The organism is Amycolatopsis sp. lyj-84 (assembly GCF_046549075.1).
In the GTDB taxonomy this organism is placed as follows: Bacteria; Actinomycetota; Actinomycetes; order Mycobacteriales; family Pseudonocardiaceae; genus Amycolatopsis.
In genome coordinates this window covers 108514-124414 of the sequence record NZ_JAJPWO010000004.1, presented here as the reverse complement: position 1 = coordinate 124414, position 15901 = coordinate 108514, and the positions used below count along the sequence as shown (strand labels likewise).

General features: G+C 69.7%; 18 protein-coding genes. 11 read left to right on the top strand and 7 right to left on the bottom strand.

Translation table 11 applies throughout. The features are described from left to right. Positions 1-87 precede the first annotated feature (87 nt). Positions 88-732, top strand: a complete 645-nt coding sequence (locus tag ACLJRM_RS14740) for a helix-turn-helix transcriptional regulator (RefSeq protein ID WP_101609003.1) — start codon at positions 88-90, stop codon at positions 730-732. Positions 733-741: 9 nt separating this feature from the next. Here ACLJRM_RS14740 and ACLJRM_RS14735 read toward each other — a convergent pair whose 3' ends face one another. Further along, positions 742-1311: a response regulator transcription factor gene (locus ACLJRM_RS14735; RefSeq protein ID WP_410663542.1), complete on the bottom strand. Its 570-nt coding sequence runs from the start codon at positions 1309-1311 to the stop codon at positions 742-744. 513 nt (positions 1312-1824) lie between these two features. Here ACLJRM_RS14735 and ACLJRM_RS14730 point away from each other — a divergent pair. Genes ACLJRM_RS14730 through ACLJRM_RS14715 form a run of 4 tightly spaced genes read left to right on the top strand, consistent with a single transcriptional unit; the run spans position 1825 to position 5020 of the window. Next, complete coding sequence (locus ACLJRM_RS14730; protein ID WP_199193122.1) at positions 1825-2352, top strand: toxin-antitoxin system HicB family antitoxin; 528 nt, start codon at positions 1825-1827, stop codon at positions 2350-2352. A 52-nt stretch (positions 2353-2404) separates the two neighbouring features. Next, positions 2405-3250 carry a DUF4097 family beta strand repeat-containing protein gene (locus tag ACLJRM_RS14725; protein ID WP_410663241.1) on the top strand — a complete coding sequence of 282 codons (846 nt, stop codon included), beginning with the start codon at positions 2405-2407 and terminating at the stop codon, positions 3248-3250. 34 nt (positions 3251-3284) lie between these two features. Beyond that, positions 3285-4235, top strand: a complete 951-nt coding sequence (locus ACLJRM_RS14720; protein ID WP_410663240.1) for an ATP-binding cassette domain-containing protein — start codon at positions 3285-3287, stop codon at positions 4233-4235. Then, positions 4232-5020 carry an ABC transporter permease gene (locus tag ACLJRM_RS14715; RefSeq protein WP_410663239.1) on the top strand — a complete coding sequence of 263 codons (789 nt, stop codon included), beginning with the start codon at positions 4232-4234 and terminating at the stop codon, positions 5018-5020. The genes ACLJRM_RS14720 and ACLJRM_RS14715 overlap by 4 nt, the downstream gene beginning before the upstream one ends. A gap of 67 nt (positions 5021-5087) precedes the next feature. Here the strand turns inward: ACLJRM_RS14715 and ACLJRM_RS14710 are convergent, their stop codons facing one another. Continuing rightward, positions 5088-5855: a TetR/AcrR family transcriptional regulator gene (locus tag ACLJRM_RS14710; protein WP_101608998.1), complete on the bottom strand. Its 768-nt coding sequence runs from the start codon at positions 5853-5855 to the stop codon at positions 5088-5090. A 107-nt stretch (positions 5856-5962) separates the two neighbouring features. Between ACLJRM_RS14710 and ACLJRM_RS14705 the strand changes: the two genes are divergently transcribed. Next, positions 5963-6685 carry a DUF2306 domain-containing protein gene (locus ACLJRM_RS14705; RefSeq protein WP_101608997.1) on the top strand — a complete coding sequence of 241 codons (723 nt, stop codon included), beginning with the start codon at positions 5963-5965 and terminating at the stop codon, positions 6683-6685. Positions 6686-6734: 49 nt separating this feature from the next. After that, positions 6735-8201, top strand: coding sequence for an alpha/beta hydrolase (locus tag ACLJRM_RS14700; RefSeq protein WP_410663238.1), 1467 nt, complete (start codon positions 6735-6737; stop codon positions 8199-8201). A 160-nt stretch (positions 8202-8361) separates the two neighbouring features. Here ACLJRM_RS14700 and ACLJRM_RS14695 read toward each other — a convergent pair whose 3' ends face one another. The 3 genes from ACLJRM_RS14695 to ACLJRM_RS14685 all read right to left on the bottom strand — a co-directional run bounded on the left by ACLJRM_RS14695 (position 8362) and on the right by ACLJRM_RS14685 (position 10366). Next, complete coding sequence (locus ACLJRM_RS14695) at positions 8362-9246, bottom strand: lytic transglycosylase domain-containing protein (protein WP_410663237.1); 885 nt, start codon at positions 9244-9246, stop codon at positions 8362-8364. Between the two features lie 131 nt (positions 9247-9377). Continuing rightward, positions 9378-9860 carry a transcriptional regulator gene (locus ACLJRM_RS14690; protein ID WP_101606484.1) on the bottom strand — a complete coding sequence of 161 codons (483 nt, stop codon included), beginning with the start codon at positions 9858-9860 and terminating at the stop codon, positions 9378-9380. Between the two features lie 350 nt (positions 9861-10210). After that, complete coding sequence (locus ACLJRM_RS14685; protein WP_162182762.1) at positions 10211-10366, bottom strand: hypothetical protein; 156 nt, start codon at positions 10364-10366, stop codon at positions 10211-10213. A gap of 132 nt (positions 10367-10498) precedes the next feature. Between ACLJRM_RS14685 and ACLJRM_RS14680 the strand changes: the two genes are divergently transcribed. Both ACLJRM_RS14680 and ACLJRM_RS14675 read left to right on the top strand, forming a co-directional pair. Beyond that, positions 10499-11284, top strand: coding sequence for a crotonase/enoyl-CoA hydratase family protein (locus tag ACLJRM_RS14680; protein ID WP_410663236.1), 786 nt, complete (start codon positions 10499-10501; stop codon positions 11282-11284). 10 nt (positions 11285-11294) lie between these two features. Beyond that, positions 11295-11831, top strand: coding sequence for a GNAT family N-acetyltransferase (locus tag ACLJRM_RS14675; protein WP_101606483.1), 537 nt, complete (start codon positions 11295-11297; stop codon positions 11829-11831). Here ACLJRM_RS14675 and ACLJRM_RS14670 read toward each other — a convergent pair. Together ACLJRM_RS14670 and ACLJRM_RS14665 are read right to left on the bottom strand one after the other, a co-directional pair. Next, the gene (locus ACLJRM_RS14670; RefSeq protein ID WP_101613044.1) at positions 11828-12970 is read right to left on the bottom strand and encodes a CaiB/BaiF CoA transferase family protein; all 1143 of its coding nucleotides are present in this window, start codon (positions 12968-12970) and stop codon (positions 11828-11830) included. The two genes, ACLJRM_RS14675 and ACLJRM_RS14670, sit on opposite strands and share 4 nt — an antisense overlap. A 31-nt stretch (positions 12971-13001) precedes the next feature. Continuing rightward, complete coding sequence (locus ACLJRM_RS14665; protein WP_101606482.1) at positions 13002-14153, bottom strand: acyl-CoA dehydrogenase family protein; 1152 nt, start codon at positions 14151-14153, stop codon at positions 13002-13004. A 106-nt stretch (positions 14154-14259) separates the two neighbouring features. Here ACLJRM_RS14665 and ACLJRM_RS14660 point away from each other — a divergent pair, with 106 nt between their 5' ends. Further along, positions 14260-14874: a TetR/AcrR family transcriptional regulator gene (locus ACLJRM_RS14660; protein ID WP_410663235.1), complete on the top strand. Its 615-nt coding sequence runs from the start codon at positions 14260-14262 to the stop codon at positions 14872-14874. Between the two features lie 9 nt (positions 14875-14883). After that, on the top strand, positions 14884-15810 hold the full coding sequence (locus ACLJRM_RS14655) for a hypothetical protein (RefSeq protein WP_101606480.1): 927 nt from the start codon (positions 14884-14886) through the stop codon (positions 15808-15810). Positions 15811-15901 lie beyond the last annotated feature (91 nt).

Sequence of the window (15901 nt, the reverse complement as noted above, 5' to 3'; positions counted from 1 at the left end):
TCCATTCAACCGGCAGGCTTGCGGTGGCGAAAAGCTGCCCCCTTCTTCTGCTTGTCCGCCCTTCCCGGCGGCCGGTTACCTGGAAGCATGTCCACGATCATGACGACGCCCGTGCGGCCGGTCGTCCGGGCCGAGGAGCGCCGGGAGATCCGGGTCGCCGTGCACGCCGGCGACCCGCTCGTCCTGGCGGGCCTGCGCAGCGCGCTCGGCGCGGGCCCCGGCATCACCTTGCGGGACGATCCGGCCGCGGCCGACGTCCTCGTCGCGGTCGCGGGGAACGAGCCGCACCGGATCCCGGCCGGGCCCGCGCGGCTGGTGCTCGTCGCCGACAAGCCCAATCAGGCCGAACTGTGGGCCGCGGTGGAACGCGGGCTCGCCGTCGTCGTCGCGCGCTCCGAGGCGACGCCCGGGCGGCTGCTGCGCGCGGTCGCGGACGCCCACGCCGGCCGGGGCGATCTGCCCGCCGACCAGCTCGGCAGCCTGCTGCGGGGGATTTCGCGACTGCACAAGGAAGTCCTCGAGCCGCGCGAACTCACGCTCAGCGGGCTTTCGCCCCGTGAGACCGAGGTGCTCCGGCTGCTCGCGGAAGGATTCGACACCGGCGAGATCGCCCGGCGGGTGGCCTACTCCGACCGGACCGTGAAGAACATCCTCCACGGCCTGCTGAGCCGGTTCGGTCTACGGAACCGCACGCACGTCGTGGCCTACGCGCTTCGCGAAGGCCTTATCTGACAGGCATCTTCAGATGACGCCTTCCCGGATCGCGTACGCCACCGCGTGCGACCGGTTCCGCAGCCGGAGCCGGTCGGTGACGGCGTAGATGATGTTCTTCACCGTCCGCTCCGAATAGGACAGTTCGGTGGCGATCTCCTGGGTGTCGAGCCCGTCGGCCATCAGGCGCAGGACGTCGATCTCACGCGAGGAGAGCGCCGACCCGGGGGGCTCGCCCGGCGTGAGCGTCTCCCGGTGCAGCCGCTCGGCGTGTGCGGTCAGCCTGTCGAGCAGGGTGGACGGCGGGCTCGGGGTACCCGAAGCGGCACGCCGGACACTGTCGGCCACCCGTGAGTCGGTCGCCGCCGACCTCGGCAGGATGGCGGCCACCCGGCACTCCACCGCGACCGCGAGACCGCCTTCCTCGATCCGGTCGGTCACCAGCACGATCGGCTTGCCGAGTTCGAGGGCGACTTCACGCAACGCGGTGACCGCGTCGGCCGAAAGCCTTTCGAAAGCGGCGACGACGACCTCGATCCCGTCCCGCGCCGGGTCGTCGACCACCCTCACGGACGCCCGTGTCCCGAGGAGGTCGGCCATCCCGGCCGTCGTGATGGGGTCCAGGGCGCAGACGCTCACCCGAACTGCTCGCATGCGTTCCTCTTCTGCCGTGGACGCCCGTGTCCACTGTGGATCCTGATTTGTCAAGAGCCGCCGGTACAGAAAGCCTTGCCCCTCTGAGCGGGCGGAGTTCTTGTACCGTGGAGTTCGGGAAGCGACCCGCCTCGGTGACCCCCACACTTGACGGTGGGTCGCTCCCTTTTTCTTGTGGCTCAAGGCAATCCTCGCCTCGCCTCAGGGGTGCGGCAACGTATTCGGCCGGGTCCTGGTTGCCCCGCCAGCGGAACCTGGCCGAATGGGCACGTGCGTATCCGCCGCTGTCCGGGAGTACCGGCTTCGCTGCCTGACCCGGTGCAGCGCGTCGGCCACAGAGCACGGCCAGAGTGCCCCCTTCAGCAATTTTAGGCCCCCGACCTGCATAGACGCCATTGTGGCGCCACTTGGCGCCAAGTTGTTCTTGCACTGGTGCCATCGCGGTGCCATGATGGTGCCATGGACTTGACGCCCTTTGTGGACACCGTTCGCCGGGAACTCGCCGTCGCCGCCGAGGCAGGCGGAGCGGAGGCGAGCGCCCTCGCCGAACGCTTGACCGCGCCGCTCGCGTCGGCCATCCGTCTCGCGCTGCTGGACGCGTTGTCCGCCGCGTCGGACGAGATCACCCGGGATCTCGCACCCGGCTCGGTCGAGGTCCGGCTGCGGGCCGGTGAAGCCAGCTTCGCCGTCACGCTTCCGGCAGCCGAACCTGCCGTCGCTGTCGCGGCATCGGTACCGGAGCCGCCGATGCCCCCGCCTCCGCCGCTGCCGGAGGAAGAGGGGGCCACGGCGCGGATCAACTTCCGGCTGCCGGAACCGCTCAAGGCGCGCGTCGAAGAAGCGGCGGCCGCACAAGGCCGTTCGGTCAACGCGTGGCTCGTGCGGGCCGCGTCAGCCGCGCTGAGGCCGTCGGAACCGCCCGCCCCGCCCACCTCGGCGACCAGTGGCCACCGCGCCGCGCAGCGCTACACCGGCTGGGTCAGCTAGACCCCGTCCGACCAGCACAAACACCGATCACACCACCTTTGAGGGGACAACCATGCCTTCTTTCGCCACCCCGGAACCCATTCTCGCGGACCTCGAGCCGGTCGTCGGCTACGTCCGCATCGTCGCCGGCGACCGCCCGGAAACGGTCGTCGAAGTCACTCCGGTGGACGAGAACAACGACTCCGACGTCGACGCCGCGAAGCGGACCGTCGTCGAATTCTCCGGCGGCATCCTGACCGTCCGCGCACCGAAGATGCGCCTGCTCGACTTCTCCAACAAGACCAGGTCGATCGACGTGACCATCGAGCTGCCCGCCGGCTCCCGGGTGCAAGGGAGCACTGGTCTCGGCGACCTCACCGCGACCGGGCGGCTCGGTTCCTGCCGCTACAAGTCCGGGACCGGGCACATCCGGCTCGACCGGACCGGTGAGCTGAAAGTGCACTCCGCGTCCGGGAACATCGTCGTCGAGCACGTCGACGGCAACGCCGACATCAGCACGAGCTCCGGCCGGGTGCACGTCGGCGAGATCGCGGGCACCGCGGTGGTGAAGAACTCCAACGGCACCACCACGATCGGGGCGGCGGGCGACTCGATCCGCCTCCGCTCGGCCAACGGCGACATCACCGTCGAGCGGGCCGAGGGCGACGTCGAAGCCAAGACCGCCAACGGTTCGGTCCGCGTGCTCGACGCCGCCAGGGGCAAGCTCGACCTCGACACGTCGATGGGGGACATCGAGGTCGGCATCCGCGAGGGCAGCGCGGCCTGGCTCGACGTGAACACCCGCTTCGGCCGCGTCGTCAACGACATGGCCGCCGCCGGCGCGCCCGACGCCACGACCGACAAGCTCGAAGTCCACGCCGGAACGTCCGTCGGCGACATCCTCGTTCACCGTTCCTGACCCTCCGGGTCCTTTACACACCAGGGGAATCCACATGAAACACCCGGCCATCTCCGCGACCGGACTGCGCAAGTCCTACGGTGACAAGGTCGTCCTGGACGGAGTCGACCTGCACGTCCCGACCGGCACCGTCTTCTCGTTGCTCGGCCCCAACGGCGCGGGCAAGACCACCACGGTCAACATCCTGTCCACTTTGGTCAGTCCCGACGCCGGGGGCGCCACCATCGCCGGAGCCGACCTGGCCACCGATCCGGACGGCGTCCGCGCCTCCATCGGCCTCACCGGCCAGTTCTCCGCGGTCGACAATCTGCTCACCGGCGAGGAAAACCTGTTCCTCATGGCGGATCTTCACCATCTGCCGCGCCGTGCGGGCCGCAAGCGTGCCGCCGAACTGCTGGAACGGTTCGAACTGAGCGACGCCGCGAAGAAGACCCCGGCCACCTTCTCGGGCGGCATGCGCCGCAAGCTCGACCTGGCGATGACCCTGATCGGTGATCCCCAGGTCATCTTCCTCGACGAGCCGACCACCGGTCTCGACCCGCGCAGCCGCCGCACGATGTGGCAGATCATCCGCGACCTCGTCGCCGACGGCGTGACGATCTTCCTCACCACCCAGTACCTGGAGGAGGCCGATCAGCTCGCCGATCGCGTCGCCGTCCTCGACGGTGGCCGGGTCGTCGCACTGGGCACGCCCGACGAACTGAAGCGGCGCGTGCCCGGCGGGCACATGCAGCTGAAGTTCCCCGACGCGGGCTCGCTGCGCGACGCGACCCGCGCGCTGCAAGTGTCCACTTCGGACGAAGAGGGCCTGGCGCTGCGCGTGCCGACCGATGGCACCGTCGCCGCTCTCCGCGCGGTGCTGGACCGGCTCGACGCCGAAGCCGTCGCTGTCGACAGCCTCACCGTGCACACCCCGGATCTCGACGACGTCTTCCTCAGCCTCACCGGTCACCGGACCGAAGCGACCAAGGAGTTGGCCCGATGACCAGCCTGACCCTCTCGATGCGCGACTCGTCGACGATGCTGCGCCGCAACATCAGACATATGCAACGGTATCCGTCGCTCACCATCATGCTGGTCGGCCAGCCGATCGTGTTCCTGCTGCTGTTCGTCTACGTCTTCGGCGGCACCCTCGGCAACGGCCTCGGCGGCGGGGGCGGCCGCGCCGAATACGTCGGCTACGTCACGCCCGCCATCCTGCTCATCACCGTGTGCAGCGCCGCCCTCGGCACCGCCATCTCGGTGGCGACGGACATGGCCGAGGGCATCATCGCCCGGTTCCGCACCATGGCGATCAGCAAGGCGTCGGTGCTGACCGGTCACGTCGTCGGCGCGTTCATCCAGACCGCGTTCGCGCTCGCCGTCGTGTTCGGGGTCGCGCTGCTCGTCGGTTTCTCGCCGACGGCGGGCGTCGGCGAATGGTTCGCGGCGGTCGGGGTGCTGTTGCTGCTGACCATCGCGCTCACCTGGCTGTCGGTGGCGCTGGGGCTGGCCGCCAAGAGCGTCGAGACGGCGAGCAACACCCCGATGGTGTTCATGCTGCTTCCCTTCCTCGGCAGCGGTTTCGTGCCCACCGACTCGATGCCCGCCTGGCTGCGCTGGTTCGCCGAGTACCAGCCGTTCACGCCGGTCATCGAGACGCTCCGGGGACTGCTGCTCGGCACCCCGATCGGTGGCAGCGCTTGGCTCGCTGTCGGCTGGTGCGCGGTGTTGTCGATCGTCGGCTACCTGTGGTCGAAGTCCTTGTTCGCCAAGGAACGCGACCGCTGAGCCGGAACCTGAACCGGGGGTCGTCCCGGGCCGGAGCGTCTCGCTCCGGTCCGGGACGTTGGTTTTCTCACGACTTCGCCACCCAGGCGTCGATGCCGTCCAGGAACCGGTCCACGCCGAAGCCGATCTCGGCGGGCAGTGTTCCCTCGCCGGTCTGCTCGGGTCCTGACGCGACACTGGCCTCGGCCGCGTGGACGGCCGCCAGCGCGGGGTAGCCCTCCGGGTCGATGAGCTCGGACAACGCCCGCGCCAGCTCGGTTTCCGTGCGCGGCCGCCCGCCGTCGGTCTTGTGCGCGCTGTTCATGTCCAGGCCGATCTGCGCGGTGCCGCGGACGACGGCGGTCAGGTGCAGGGCCGCGGCCCGCGCCTCGCGGGGAGCGAGTCCGGCTTCGAGCAGGGGCCGGAGCAGGCGGTCCAGCCAGGCGAGCTGGTTGGGGCCGATCGGCGAGTGGTCGAGTGGGACGCGCAGCAGCCAGGGATGGGTCCTGAAAGCGGACCAGAGCGCGCTTGCCCACTGCCGGACAGCGTCGCGGTAGTCCTTCGCGCTGTCGAGTTCGGGCGGTTTCGCGGCCGCGACGTCGGCCATCACTTCCAGCAGCAGGTCCTTGCCGGGGATGTGGTTGTAGAGCGACATCGTCGAGTAACCGAGTTCGGTGGCGACCCGCTGCATGGAGAGCGCGTCCAGGCCGTCGGCGTCCGCGACCTGGATCGCGGCCAGCGCGATCCGCTCCACGGTGAGCTGGGCCCGCGGCCCGCGCCTGCCGGGAGTCCGCCCCGCCCACAGCAGCGCGAGGCTGCGCTGGAGATCCGGGCCCTTGTTGTCACGTGTCGCCATCAGCCATCCCGTCGGTGTCGTCGATGACCATCCTAAAACTCTGTATGACGTACGTTCATGTGTATGGTGTACATAGTTTCTGATCGTCTTCTCCCGAACGGACCACCATGACCTCGTCGAACGCGCCCCGCTGGTGGCGGCGCCCCTGGATCGTGCCGCTGATGCTGGTGGCGGCGGCTTTCCTGGCCTTTTCGGTGCCGCCGTACCTGACCTTCGACCCGGCCGAGTCGCGGCTGGAAGCGCCGCCGGGGAACGGCCTCTACTACCCGCTGCTCGTCGCGCACGTCCTTTTCGGCACGGTCGCGATGGTGACCGCCTGCTTCCAGATCTGGCCCGCGTTCCGCGCCCGCTACCGGCGCGGGCACCGGATCACCGGCCGGATCTACGTCTTCGCCGGTGCGCTCCCCGCCGGGTTCGTCGGCCTGTACATCGGCTGGCACACCAGCGTCGGCCCGTCCGTGCGGGTGGCCAACCTGGTGGGCTCGGTGCTGTGGATCGCGGTCACGGTCATCGGGATCCGGATGGCCAGGCAGCGTCGCTTCGGCGAGCATCGACGGTGGATGTCCCGCAGTTTCGCGCTCGCGATGTCGATCGTGCTGAGCCGCGTGATCAACGTCGTGGCCACGATCGTGCTGACACCGGAGATCGGCACGACCTTCGGCGGCAGCGAAGTGCTCATGCGGTACAGCGCGATGAGCATCGGGGCCTGGCTCAGCCCGTTGCTCCTGCTGGTGCTCACCGACTGGGTGCTGGAGCGCCGCAAAACCCCGAAAAAGCCCCCCAGCGGGCTAGACGTCTCCGCCCCGGGACGGACGCCTTCGCGGGTGTAGCGCTTCTAGCCTGATATCGGGAATTTCGTTGGATATCAGGGAGTTCGGGTTGCTCAGGAAAACAGCCATCGTGGTGGCACTGCTCGTCGCCGGGGCGTTGCTGCCGTCGGTGCCCGCCGTCGCGGTCCCTTCGATCACCTGGCACGGCTGCACGACCGGCCCCGGTGACGTCCTCGGCGCGGAGCTGGACAAGGCGGGCGCGCAGTGCGGGGACATCGCCGTGCCGGTGGACCATCGCCGTCCGCGGGGGCGCAAGCTCACCGTCGCGCTGGCCAGGGTGAAGGCCACCGATCCCGCGCACCGGCTCGGCACGCTGATGCTCAATCCGGGCGGTCCGGGAGGCCCGGCCATGGAACTGGTCCTGGCCGGGCCGCTCATGCCGGAGATCGCGGCCCGCTACGACCTCGTCGGCATGGACCCCCGGTTCGTCGGGCGCAGTTCGCCGCTGAGGTGCACCTGGACGACCGACACGTTCGCGCGGTCGGCCGGGCCGGACCTCAGGACGTTCCGCGAGAGCGTGGCGCTCGCGAAGGACCTGGCGCGCGGCTGCTCGGGCAACGACCACGAGTTGTTGCGGGCCGCCTCGACCCGCAACACCGCCAGGGACATGGACGTCGTGCGCGCCGCGCTCGGCGAACGGAAGATCTCCTACCTCGGCGCGTCGTACGGGACCTATCTCGGCGCGGTCTATCTCCAGATGTTCGGTTCCAGGGCCGATCGGTTCGTGCTCGATTCGTCGGTGGATCCCGAGGCGTACGGTCCGGGCCTGCTCCGCCCGACCGCCCCGGCGCTCGACGCCGCGTTGCGGAACTGGGCGAAGAGCGCCGTGGGGCAAGGCCTGGGGGAGACCGCGGACGAGGTGGTGACGACCGTGCGGGACGTCGCCCGGTCGGCCGAGCGACGGCCGTTCGAGATCGGGAAGTACACAGTGGACGGTCACATGGTGCCGTATCTGTTCTTCGCGAACCTCTACGACGACCGTCCCGCTTCACAGGCCGAGTTCGCCGCGACCGTACGGACACTCCGCGACGCCGCGGCAGGCCGTCCCGTCACTCCTTCGGAAGGACTCGCCGCGCTCCTCGACGGCCTGACGACCGGCTCCGGCTCCGCGACCGACCGGGCGGGGACGCCGGTCATCTGCGCGGATCGAGCGGCCTCCCGCGACCCGGCGACGTACTACCGGGACATCCAGGAACACCGGGCGGCCGAGCCGCTGTTCGGGCCGCTGGCCCGCAACATCACGCCGTGCGCGTTCTGGCCCGTGGCTCCCGCCGAACCCGCCACCCGGATCCACAACACCTCGCCGGCCCTGCTCCTCGGCTCGACCGGCGACCCCGCGACGCCGTACGCCGGGCAACTCGCGCTGCACCGGGCGCTCGGCGGTTCGCGGCTGGTGACGGTGGAAGGGGCGTTCCGGCACGCCGTGTTCCTGAAGGGCGACAAGTGCGTCGACGCGGCGGCGCGGGACTACCTGCTGAGCGGAGAGCTTCCCGCGGACCGGGTCTGCCGCTCGTGAGTGGTCGGTCGGGTTGGTCGTGAGTGGCGATTCGGGTTCTAACCCGAATCGCCACTCACGACCCCCTGCGCCGACGCCATGAAAGGCCCGTTACTTGCAAATTTTGCAAGCAACGGGCCTTTCATGGCACACACACGAGAGAGGGAGGAACCGCCGAGCGTCACTTAGCGGTCTGGACGGCCTTCGCGTAGTCGTCCGCCAGCCCGAAGACCTTCTGCGCGTACTCGGTCGAGTTGTTGTACGACAGGATCCCCTCCCACCACCCCGAGGCGGCCGACATGTCCCGGTTGTTCACGCACAGGTAGCGCGCCGCCGCCAGCGTCGCGTCGTCGATCTGCTGCGGGTCGCCGACGCCGTCGCGGTTGCCGTCGGCGGCGTACCGGCGCCAGGTGCTGGGGATGAACTGCATCGGGCCGACCGCGCGGTCGACGGCCGCGTCGCCGTCGAACTGGCCACCGTCGGTGTCGCCGATCGCCTTGACGCCGGGCGAGCCGTCGAGCGGGACGCCGATGATCGGCTTCGAGGGCCGTCCGTCCTGGCCGAGGACGGCGCCGCCGTACTGGCCGTGGTTCGACTCGATCCGGCCGATGCCCGCGAGGGTGGCCCACGAGATCTTGCAGTTCGGCTGCATCTGGCGCATCGCCAGTTCTGCGTTGCCGTAGGCGAGCAGCGCCCTGGCCGGGATGCCGGTGGCCTGCGCGGCCCGCTCGGTCCAGGCCGCCAGGGGATCCTTGCCCGGTTTCGGCTGTACCTGCTGCGGCGAGGTCTGCTGGGCCGCGCCGCCGGCGGGGGTGGCGTTGACCGGCACGACCGTGCCCGGTTTGACGTCCGCCGCCTTGACCTGAAGGGCGGGGATCTCCATCGTCGTGGGGCTCGCGACCGGGGCGGACGCCTTGGTCACCAGCCAGATCCCACCCCCGGCGAGACCCAGTACGGCCAGCACGATGACCAGCCTGCCGAAGACGGCGGCGCCCACCCCGCGGCGTGGCGGAGCGGGCTTGGCCGGGTCGGCGACGAGCTCGTCGTTTTCCGGGGTGGTGCGCACGAAGCGAGTCCTCCAGCGTGGGCGGCGATCACGACCGATGCTCGAACAACGAGCCCGCGCAGGTTAGCGTTACGCGGTTGCCGAGATCGCCCCTGCCACGCCGGTTCACCCGCGCGTGCGAGAAGTTCTCATCAGGCGGACTTCTGCTGCCTCGCCAGCCGTGCCACGCACCAGGCCGGGGCGCTGCCGCGGCGAAGGTGCTGCAAGACGGTCATCGGGCCGAGACGGCGGCTCAGGTCGGACGGGGCGAGCCCGGCCGCGCGGTAGTCCAACGCACGCTGGTCGAGCGGGCTGATGCCGGCGTCCCACCAGGCTTCGGCCTCGGCGACGCCGCCGACCATCTGCCACCAGCCGGCGGCCGCGACGAGCAGGTCCCGCGGGACCTCGGGAAGACGGCTGCGCATCGCGTCGACGTAGCCGGGGTCCGCGGCCTCGACCGGCGCCCAGCGCGCCTGGCCGGACTGCTGACGCTGGCCGGGGATACCGGGAGCTTGACGGGGAGCGTCGGCGAGCCACGCGGACGCGATCCGGTCGGTCTCCTGCTCCTCGGGGGTCTGCTCACGCTCGGCGGCCCACTGCCGGATCAACGCATCGACTCCGGGATCTCCGGTCATCCCTGCCTCCTCATGATTCCCCGACTGACAAGTCCTGACTTACTTGCCCGGCTGAAAGTTCCGCTGCCCTGAGGCTTGCACCTGCGGAAACCCTTCGCCCAGGAGGCCGGCTCCGGCGCCTGGAGGACCAACCGATCACGCAATGTGAGCACCGTAGGGGCGCGGAGGTCTTTTCCGCCAGAGCTTCTGGGGCACGAATTCGTCGACCAGCGGGTTTTCGGGGGCAATCCACCCGGATGGTCGAGTCGCCCGACCGAAATGCGAGACGGGTGACGCTGAGTGATAACTGCTGGTGGACGCGCACGGTGATCACCGGCGTCGCCAGGGACACCGGTGAGGTCACGACGGGGTCAGGAGAAGAGGCTCCGGACGAACGTCACGATGGCTTCGGCACCGGACCGGAGCCAGCCGAGCGCGGTGTGGACGGCGTCGGCGGATTGGGTCGGCCTGCTGATCAGAAAGAAGAGCACGAGCGCGACGACGGCGATCACAACGAATTTCTTCAAGCCGGGCGACATGGCTCCATCCCATCACACCGTAGTGTCCAGACGATGACTCCGCGCGCACTGCGGACTTTGTCACCACTTTAAGGAGATTCGGGCCTTGATGCCCACCCGGTTTCCCCCGAGGAGCGAATGATGAGCGAAAACGTTCTCGTCCACCGGGAAGGACCGGTGACGACGGTCACGCTGAACCGGCCCGACGCCCGCAACGCGGTGGACGGGCCGACCGCGGCCGCGCTGGCGGAAGCGTTCCGGGCATTCGACGCCGACGAGGAGGCCGCGGTCGCCGTCCTCACCGGTTCGGGTGACGCGTTCTGCGCCGGAGCCGATCTGAAGGCCGTCGGCACCGACCGCACCAACTCGCTCGGCCCGGTGGGTGACGGGCCGATGGGGCCGTCGCGGATGACGCTGTCGAAGCCGGTGATCGCCGCGGTCCGCGGGCACGCCGTCGCGGGTGGCCTGGAACTGGCGCTGTGGTGCGATCTGAGGGTCGCCGACAGCACGGCCGTCTTCGGGGTCTTCTGCCGCCGCTGGGGTGTTCCGCTGATCGACGGGGGCACGGTGCGGCTCCCCCGGCTGATCGGGCACTCGCGGGCGATGGACCTGATCCTCACCGGCCGCCCGGTCGAGGCGGACGAGGCGCTCGCGATCGGGCTGGCGAACCGGGTCGTCCCCGACGGCGAAGCGCTTTCGGCCGCGCAAGCACTCGCGCGTGAGCTGGCCGCGTTCCCGCAAGCCTGTCTGCGCGCGGATCGCAAATCCGCGTACGGCCAGTACGGGCTCACCGAAGAAGAGGCGATGCGCGCCGAGTTCTCGAACGCGCTGATCGGCGGCGGGCTCGCCGAAGAGGCGGTGAAGGGCGCGAGCCGGTTCAGTGACGGCGCGGGGCGTCACGGCGATTTCGGCACCCCGCGGTCCTAGTCTCTGTCAAATGACCGAAACCGGAGTAGCGCTCAGACCGGTATCCGAAGCCGACCTGCCGATGCTCGAGAGCCTGACGAACGATCCCCAGGCCGCGGGCTCGTTCGAATGGCATGGCTGGCACGACCCGCATTTCCTGCGCCGCCGCTGGACCGAGACCGGCATGCTCGCGGCGGACAACGGGATGCTGATGATCGAGCTCGCCGGGCAGCGGCTCGGCTTCGTCTCCTGGCACAAGACCAGGAGCGGGTCGACGTCGTTCTGCTGGAACGCCGGGCTGGTGCTCATCCCCGAGGCGCGCGGCCACGGCCACGGGACCGAGGCCCAGCGGCTGCTGGTCCGCTACCTCTTCGCGCACACGCAGATGAACCGCGTCGAGGCGTCGACGGAGGCCGGCAACGTCGCGGAGCAGCGTTCCCTGACGAAGGCGGGCTTCACCAAGGAAGGCGTGCTGCGCGGCTACGCGTTCCGGGACGGGGCCTGGCGCGACCACATCCTCTATTCGATGGTGCGATCGGACCTGGGCCCCGACCCGGAACGCGGCTAGACGATCGTGCCCGCGGCCTTGAGCCGCTCGATCCCGTCGGCGTCCACACCGAGCTCCGCGAGGACGTCGGCGGTGTCGCCGCCCTTGGGCCGCGGCGGTTCCGGCGTCGCGGACGGCGTGCGGTCGAACCTCGGCGCGGGTGCGGGCTGCAGCATGCCGCCGACGTCGACGAACGTCCCGCGCGCGACGTTGTGCGGATGCGACGGTGCTTCACGGGGCGAAAGCACCGCCGTCAAGCACGCGTCGGTGCCTTCGGCTTTCGCCACCAGCTCGTCGCGAGTGTGCTTCGCGACCGCCTCGGCGACGATCTTGCGCAGCTTCGGCCACTCGTTCTTGTCGACGTGGACCGGCGTCTCCTCGGGATCGAGGCCGAGCACCTTCACCAGGTCGCCCCAGAACCGCATCTCGATCGCGCCGATGGCGACGTACTTGCCGTCGGCGGTCTCGTAGGTGTCGTAGAACGGCGCGCCGCCGTCGAGCATGTTCTCGCCGCGCCCGCCGGGCCAGAGCCCGGAGTCCAGCAGCCCGTGCAGGCTGGTGGTCAGCAACGCGGCGCCGTCCACCATGGACGCGTCGACCACCTGGCCCTTGCCGGAGGTCTGGCGTTCGAACAACGCCGCCAGCACGCCCATCGCGAGCAGGAGACCACCGCCGCCGAAGTCACCGACGAGGTTGAGCGGCACCACCGGCCGCTGCCCGGCGTGCCCGATCGGTTCGAGCGCGCCGGAGATGCCGATGTAGTTGATGTCGTGCCCGGCGACGGTCGCCAGCGGGCCGTCCTGGCCGTAGCCGGTCATCCGGCCGTAGACCAGCCGCGGGTTGCGGGCGTGGACCTGCTCCGGCCCGATGCCCATCCGCTCGGCGACACCGGGACGGAAACCCTCGATGAGCACGTCGGCGTCGTCGGCGAGTTTCAGCACCAGCTCGACCCCCTCGGGGGTCTTGGTGTTGATCCCGATCGACCGCCTGCCCCGGGCGAGCGGATCGTTCGGGAAGCCGATGACGTCGTTGCCCGGGGTCGCCCGGTCGATCCGGACCACCTCCGCGCCGAGATCGGCGAGGATGGTGCAGGCGAACGGCGCCGGGGCGAGCCCGGCCAGTTCGACGACCTTGAGCCCGCTCAGCGGCCCAGCCTTCATCGCCACGTCCTTTCCTTGTACGGCAACGTTTTCAGAGAGTACGGGAGATGATTTCCTTCATGATCTCGCTGGTGCCGCCGAAGATCCGGGAGATCCGGATGTCGGCCCACGCGCGCGCGATCGGGTACTCGGACATGTAGCCGTAGCCGCCGAAGAGCTGCAGGCAGTCGTCGACGACCTTGTTGACCCGTTCGGTGGTCCACAGTTTCGCCATCGCCGCGCCCTGCACGTCGAGTTCCTTGCGCAGGTGCCGCTCGATGCACTGGTCGAGGTACGCGCGGGACACGGCGGCCTCGGTGGCGGCCTCGGCGAGCTTGAACTTCGTGTTCTGGAAGTTGTAGATCGGGCGGCCGAACGCCTGGCGGTCCTTGGTGTAGGCGATGGTCTGGTCGATCGCGGCCTCCATCCCGGCCACCGCGGTGACGGCGATGATCAGCCGTTCCTGCGGAAGCTGCTGCATCAGCTGGATGAAGCCGAGGCCTTCCTGTCCACCGAGGAGGTTGGCGGCGGGCACCCGGACGTCGTCGAAGGAGAGCTCCGCGGTGTCCTGCCCCTTGAGCCCGATCTTGTCGAGGACGCGGCCGCGGCTGAAGCCCGGCGTGTCGGTCTCGACGGCGATCAGCGAGACACCCTGCGCGCCCGCGTCCGGATCGGTCTTCACCGCGACGACGACGAGGTCGGCGTGGAAACCGTTGGTGATGAAGGTCTTCGCGCCGTTGATCACGTAGTGGTCGCCGTCGCGCACCGCGCGGGTCTTGATGCTCTGCAGATCCGAACCCGTGCCGGGTTCGGTCATCGCGACCGCGCCGACCATCTCGCCGGAGGCGAACTTCGGCAGCCACGCCTTCTTCTGCTCTTCGCCCGCGTACTCGAGGATGTAGTGCGCGACGATTCCATTGTGGACGGTGACGCCCCAGGCGCTGTCGCCGGACCGGGCCTGCTCTTCGTAGAGCACGGCCTCGTGGGCGAACGTGCCGCCGCCACCGCCGTACTCCTCCGGGATGGACAGTGCCAGCAGGCCGACCTCGCCCGCCTTCGTCCACAGCTCGCGGTCGACCTTCTTCTCGGCCGCCCAGCGCTCCTGGTTCGGCACGAGTTCCTTCTGGCAGAACGTCCGGGCGAGGTCCCGGAGGTCTTCGAGCTCCGTCGTGCTCCACGAACTCTTCTGGATCTGCAAGGGCACGGCCAACGCCTCCTGATCAGGACCTGGAAAACATGACGCTTAGGATGTAAGTTCCAAGCGGAATGTACATCCGTACCGAGCTGCACGTAAAGGGGGTACCGGTTCGATGACCGCACTGGGCAGGACCCACCGGACGCAGGCCGAACGGCGGGAGCAGACCCGCACCGCCCTGCTCGACGCGACCATCGACTGCCTGGTCGACCTCGGGTACGCGCGCACCTCGGTCCAGGAGATCTGCGCCCGCGCCGGGGTCTCGAAGGGCGCCGTGCAGCACCACTTCTCCGCGAAGGCCGAGCTGATGGCGGCCGCCGTCGAGCATCTGACGGAGAAGCTGCGCGGACGGCTCGCGGCGTCGCTCTCGACGCTCCCCGGTGGCGCCTCGGGCGTCGCGGCGGCGATCGACCTGCTGTGGGAGGGCTATTCGGGCACGCTGTCCACGGCCGCCACGGAACTGTGGGTCGCGGCGCGGACCGATCCCGAACTCCGCGAGGCGATCCGCCCGGTCGACCGGGCGCTGGGCCGCTCGACGCTGGAGCACATCACCGCGGTCGCCGGGGACCTGCCGAAGGAACGCGCGGAGATCCTGTTCTGGCTGACCGTGAACCTCACCCGCGGCCTGGCGCTGGACGCCGAACTCGGTGGCGATCCGAAGCGGCGGCGGCAATTGCTCGACGAATGGAAGCGCGTCGCGGTGATGTTGTACGAGGACGCGGCCGAGTAGGCTCCGGCCATGGGGGCTCTCAAAACGATGGCGGCGCTGGCCGCCGCGGCGCTCGTACTCGCCGGGTGCGCGGCCGAGCCACCACCCGCTCCGCCCGCGGGGCCTTTGACGCTGCGCGAAGCACTCGGCGACCCCACGACCGTGAACTTCTGCGACATCCTCGACTTCCCCGAGATCGAGAAGACGTCTCCGCTGCTCGCCGAACCGACGCTCAGCATGGGCGCGTGCTCGTTCCGGACCGAGATCGCCGGGTCGGCCGCCCTGATCAGCTTCGGGTTCCCGGACGACCGGGCTCGGGAGCGCCTCTCCGGCGCCACCCCGGTCGGCGAACCGTCACTCCCCCGCGGACTGCGGATGGTCCGCTCGGACCTCCAGGGCCAGCCTCTGCTCCATCTGATCTTCGCCGACGATTCGTCCCTGCGTATCGGCACGTTCTTCGAAGCGGCCGCCGGGCCGGACTTGCTCACCCTGGTGACGAAAATCGAGGAAAGCGTCGCCCGATCGCTCGCGGCGGGCAAGCAGCCGGCACATCTCGACTACCGGGCCCGGTCGCTGGCCCGGCTGGACGCCTGCTCCGCCTTGTTGTCCGACAGCGAGGTCTCCGCGCGACTGGGCGGCGCGGTCTCCGGGAAGGGCGATCTGTCGCGGCACCAGTGTCTTTGGGGCGAACAGAACGCGGAACGGTTCGCCCGGCTGGAATTCGGCCTCGGCCCGAGTCCGAAAGCCACGGCGAGCGCTCCCGAGGAGACGCTGGGCGGGCGCCGCTCCTTCGTCCAGGAGGTCAGTGGAGGCTGCACGGTGCTGACCGGCCACATCGGCGGCCCGGACGCGAACCGGAACCAGGTCGAGCACGCTCTTCTCGCCGTACAGGCGCCAAAAGCGTGCGACATCGCCAGGGAAATGGCGAACGTCGCCTGGTCCAAGCTTCCCGCGTAGCACGCGCGAACAGGCTTGACCAGAGCACAGGTGACACTTATCTCGCAGCCCGATCCGTGGTGGAATTCCTTGCTGGACAACAGAACCGGCG

What these genes read in the sequence shown, in the direction of transcription:
- ACLJRM_RS14740 (WP_101609003.1), top strand. Translation starts at nt 88, where the DNA reads ATGTCCACGATCATGACGACGCCCGTGCGGCCGGTCGTCCGGGCCGAG.
- ACLJRM_RS14735 (WP_410663542.1), bottom strand. Translation starts at nt 1,311, where the DNA reads ATGGCCGACCTCCTCGGGACACGGGCGTCCGTGAGGGTGGTCGACGAC.
- ACLJRM_RS14730 (WP_199193122.1), top strand. Translation starts at nt 1,825, where the DNA reads ATGGACTTGACGCCCTTTGTGGACACCGTTCGCCGGGAACTCGCCGTC.
- ACLJRM_RS14725 (WP_410663241.1), top strand. Translation starts at nt 2,405, where the DNA reads ATGCCTTCTTTCGCCACCCCGGAACCCATTCTCGCGGACCTCGAGCCG.
- ACLJRM_RS14720 (WP_410663240.1), top strand. Translation starts at nt 3,285, where the DNA reads ATGAAACACCCGGCCATCTCCGCGACCGGACTGCGCAAGTCCTACGGT.
- ACLJRM_RS14715 (WP_410663239.1), top strand. Translation starts at nt 4,232, where the DNA reads ATGACCAGCCTGACCCTCTCGATGCGCGACTCGTCGACGATGCTGCGC.
- ACLJRM_RS14710 (WP_101608998.1), bottom strand. Translation starts at nt 5,855, where the DNA reads ATGGCGACACGTGACAACAAGGGCCCGGATCTCCAGCGCAGCCTCGCG.
- ACLJRM_RS14705 (WP_101608997.1), top strand. Translation starts at nt 5,963, where the DNA reads ATGACCTCGTCGAACGCGCCCCGCTGGTGGCGGCGCCCCTGGATCGTG.
- ACLJRM_RS14690 (WP_101606484.1), bottom strand. Translation starts at nt 9,860, where the DNA reads ATGACCGGAGATCCCGGAGTCGATGCGTTGATCCGGCAGTGGGCCGCC.
- ACLJRM_RS14680 (WP_410663236.1), top strand. Translation starts at nt 10,499, where the DNA reads ATGAGCGAAAACGTTCTCGTCCACCGGGAAGGACCGGTGACGACGGTC.
- ACLJRM_RS14675 (WP_101606483.1), top strand. Translation starts at nt 11,295, where the DNA reads ATGACCGAAACCGGAGTAGCGCTCAGACCGGTATCCGAAGCCGACCTG.
- ACLJRM_RS14670 (WP_101613044.1), bottom strand. Translation starts at nt 12,970, where the DNA reads ATGAAGGCTGGGCCGCTGAGCGGGCTCAAGGTCGTCGAACTGGCCGGG.
- ACLJRM_RS14660 (WP_410663235.1), top strand. Translation starts at nt 14,260, where the DNA reads ATGACCGCACTGGGCAGGACCCACCGGACGCAGGCCGAACGGCGGGAG.
- ACLJRM_RS14655 (WP_101606480.1), top strand. Translation starts at nt 14,884, where the DNA reads ATGGGGGCTCTCAAAACGATGGCGGCGCTGGCCGCCGCGGCGCTCGTA.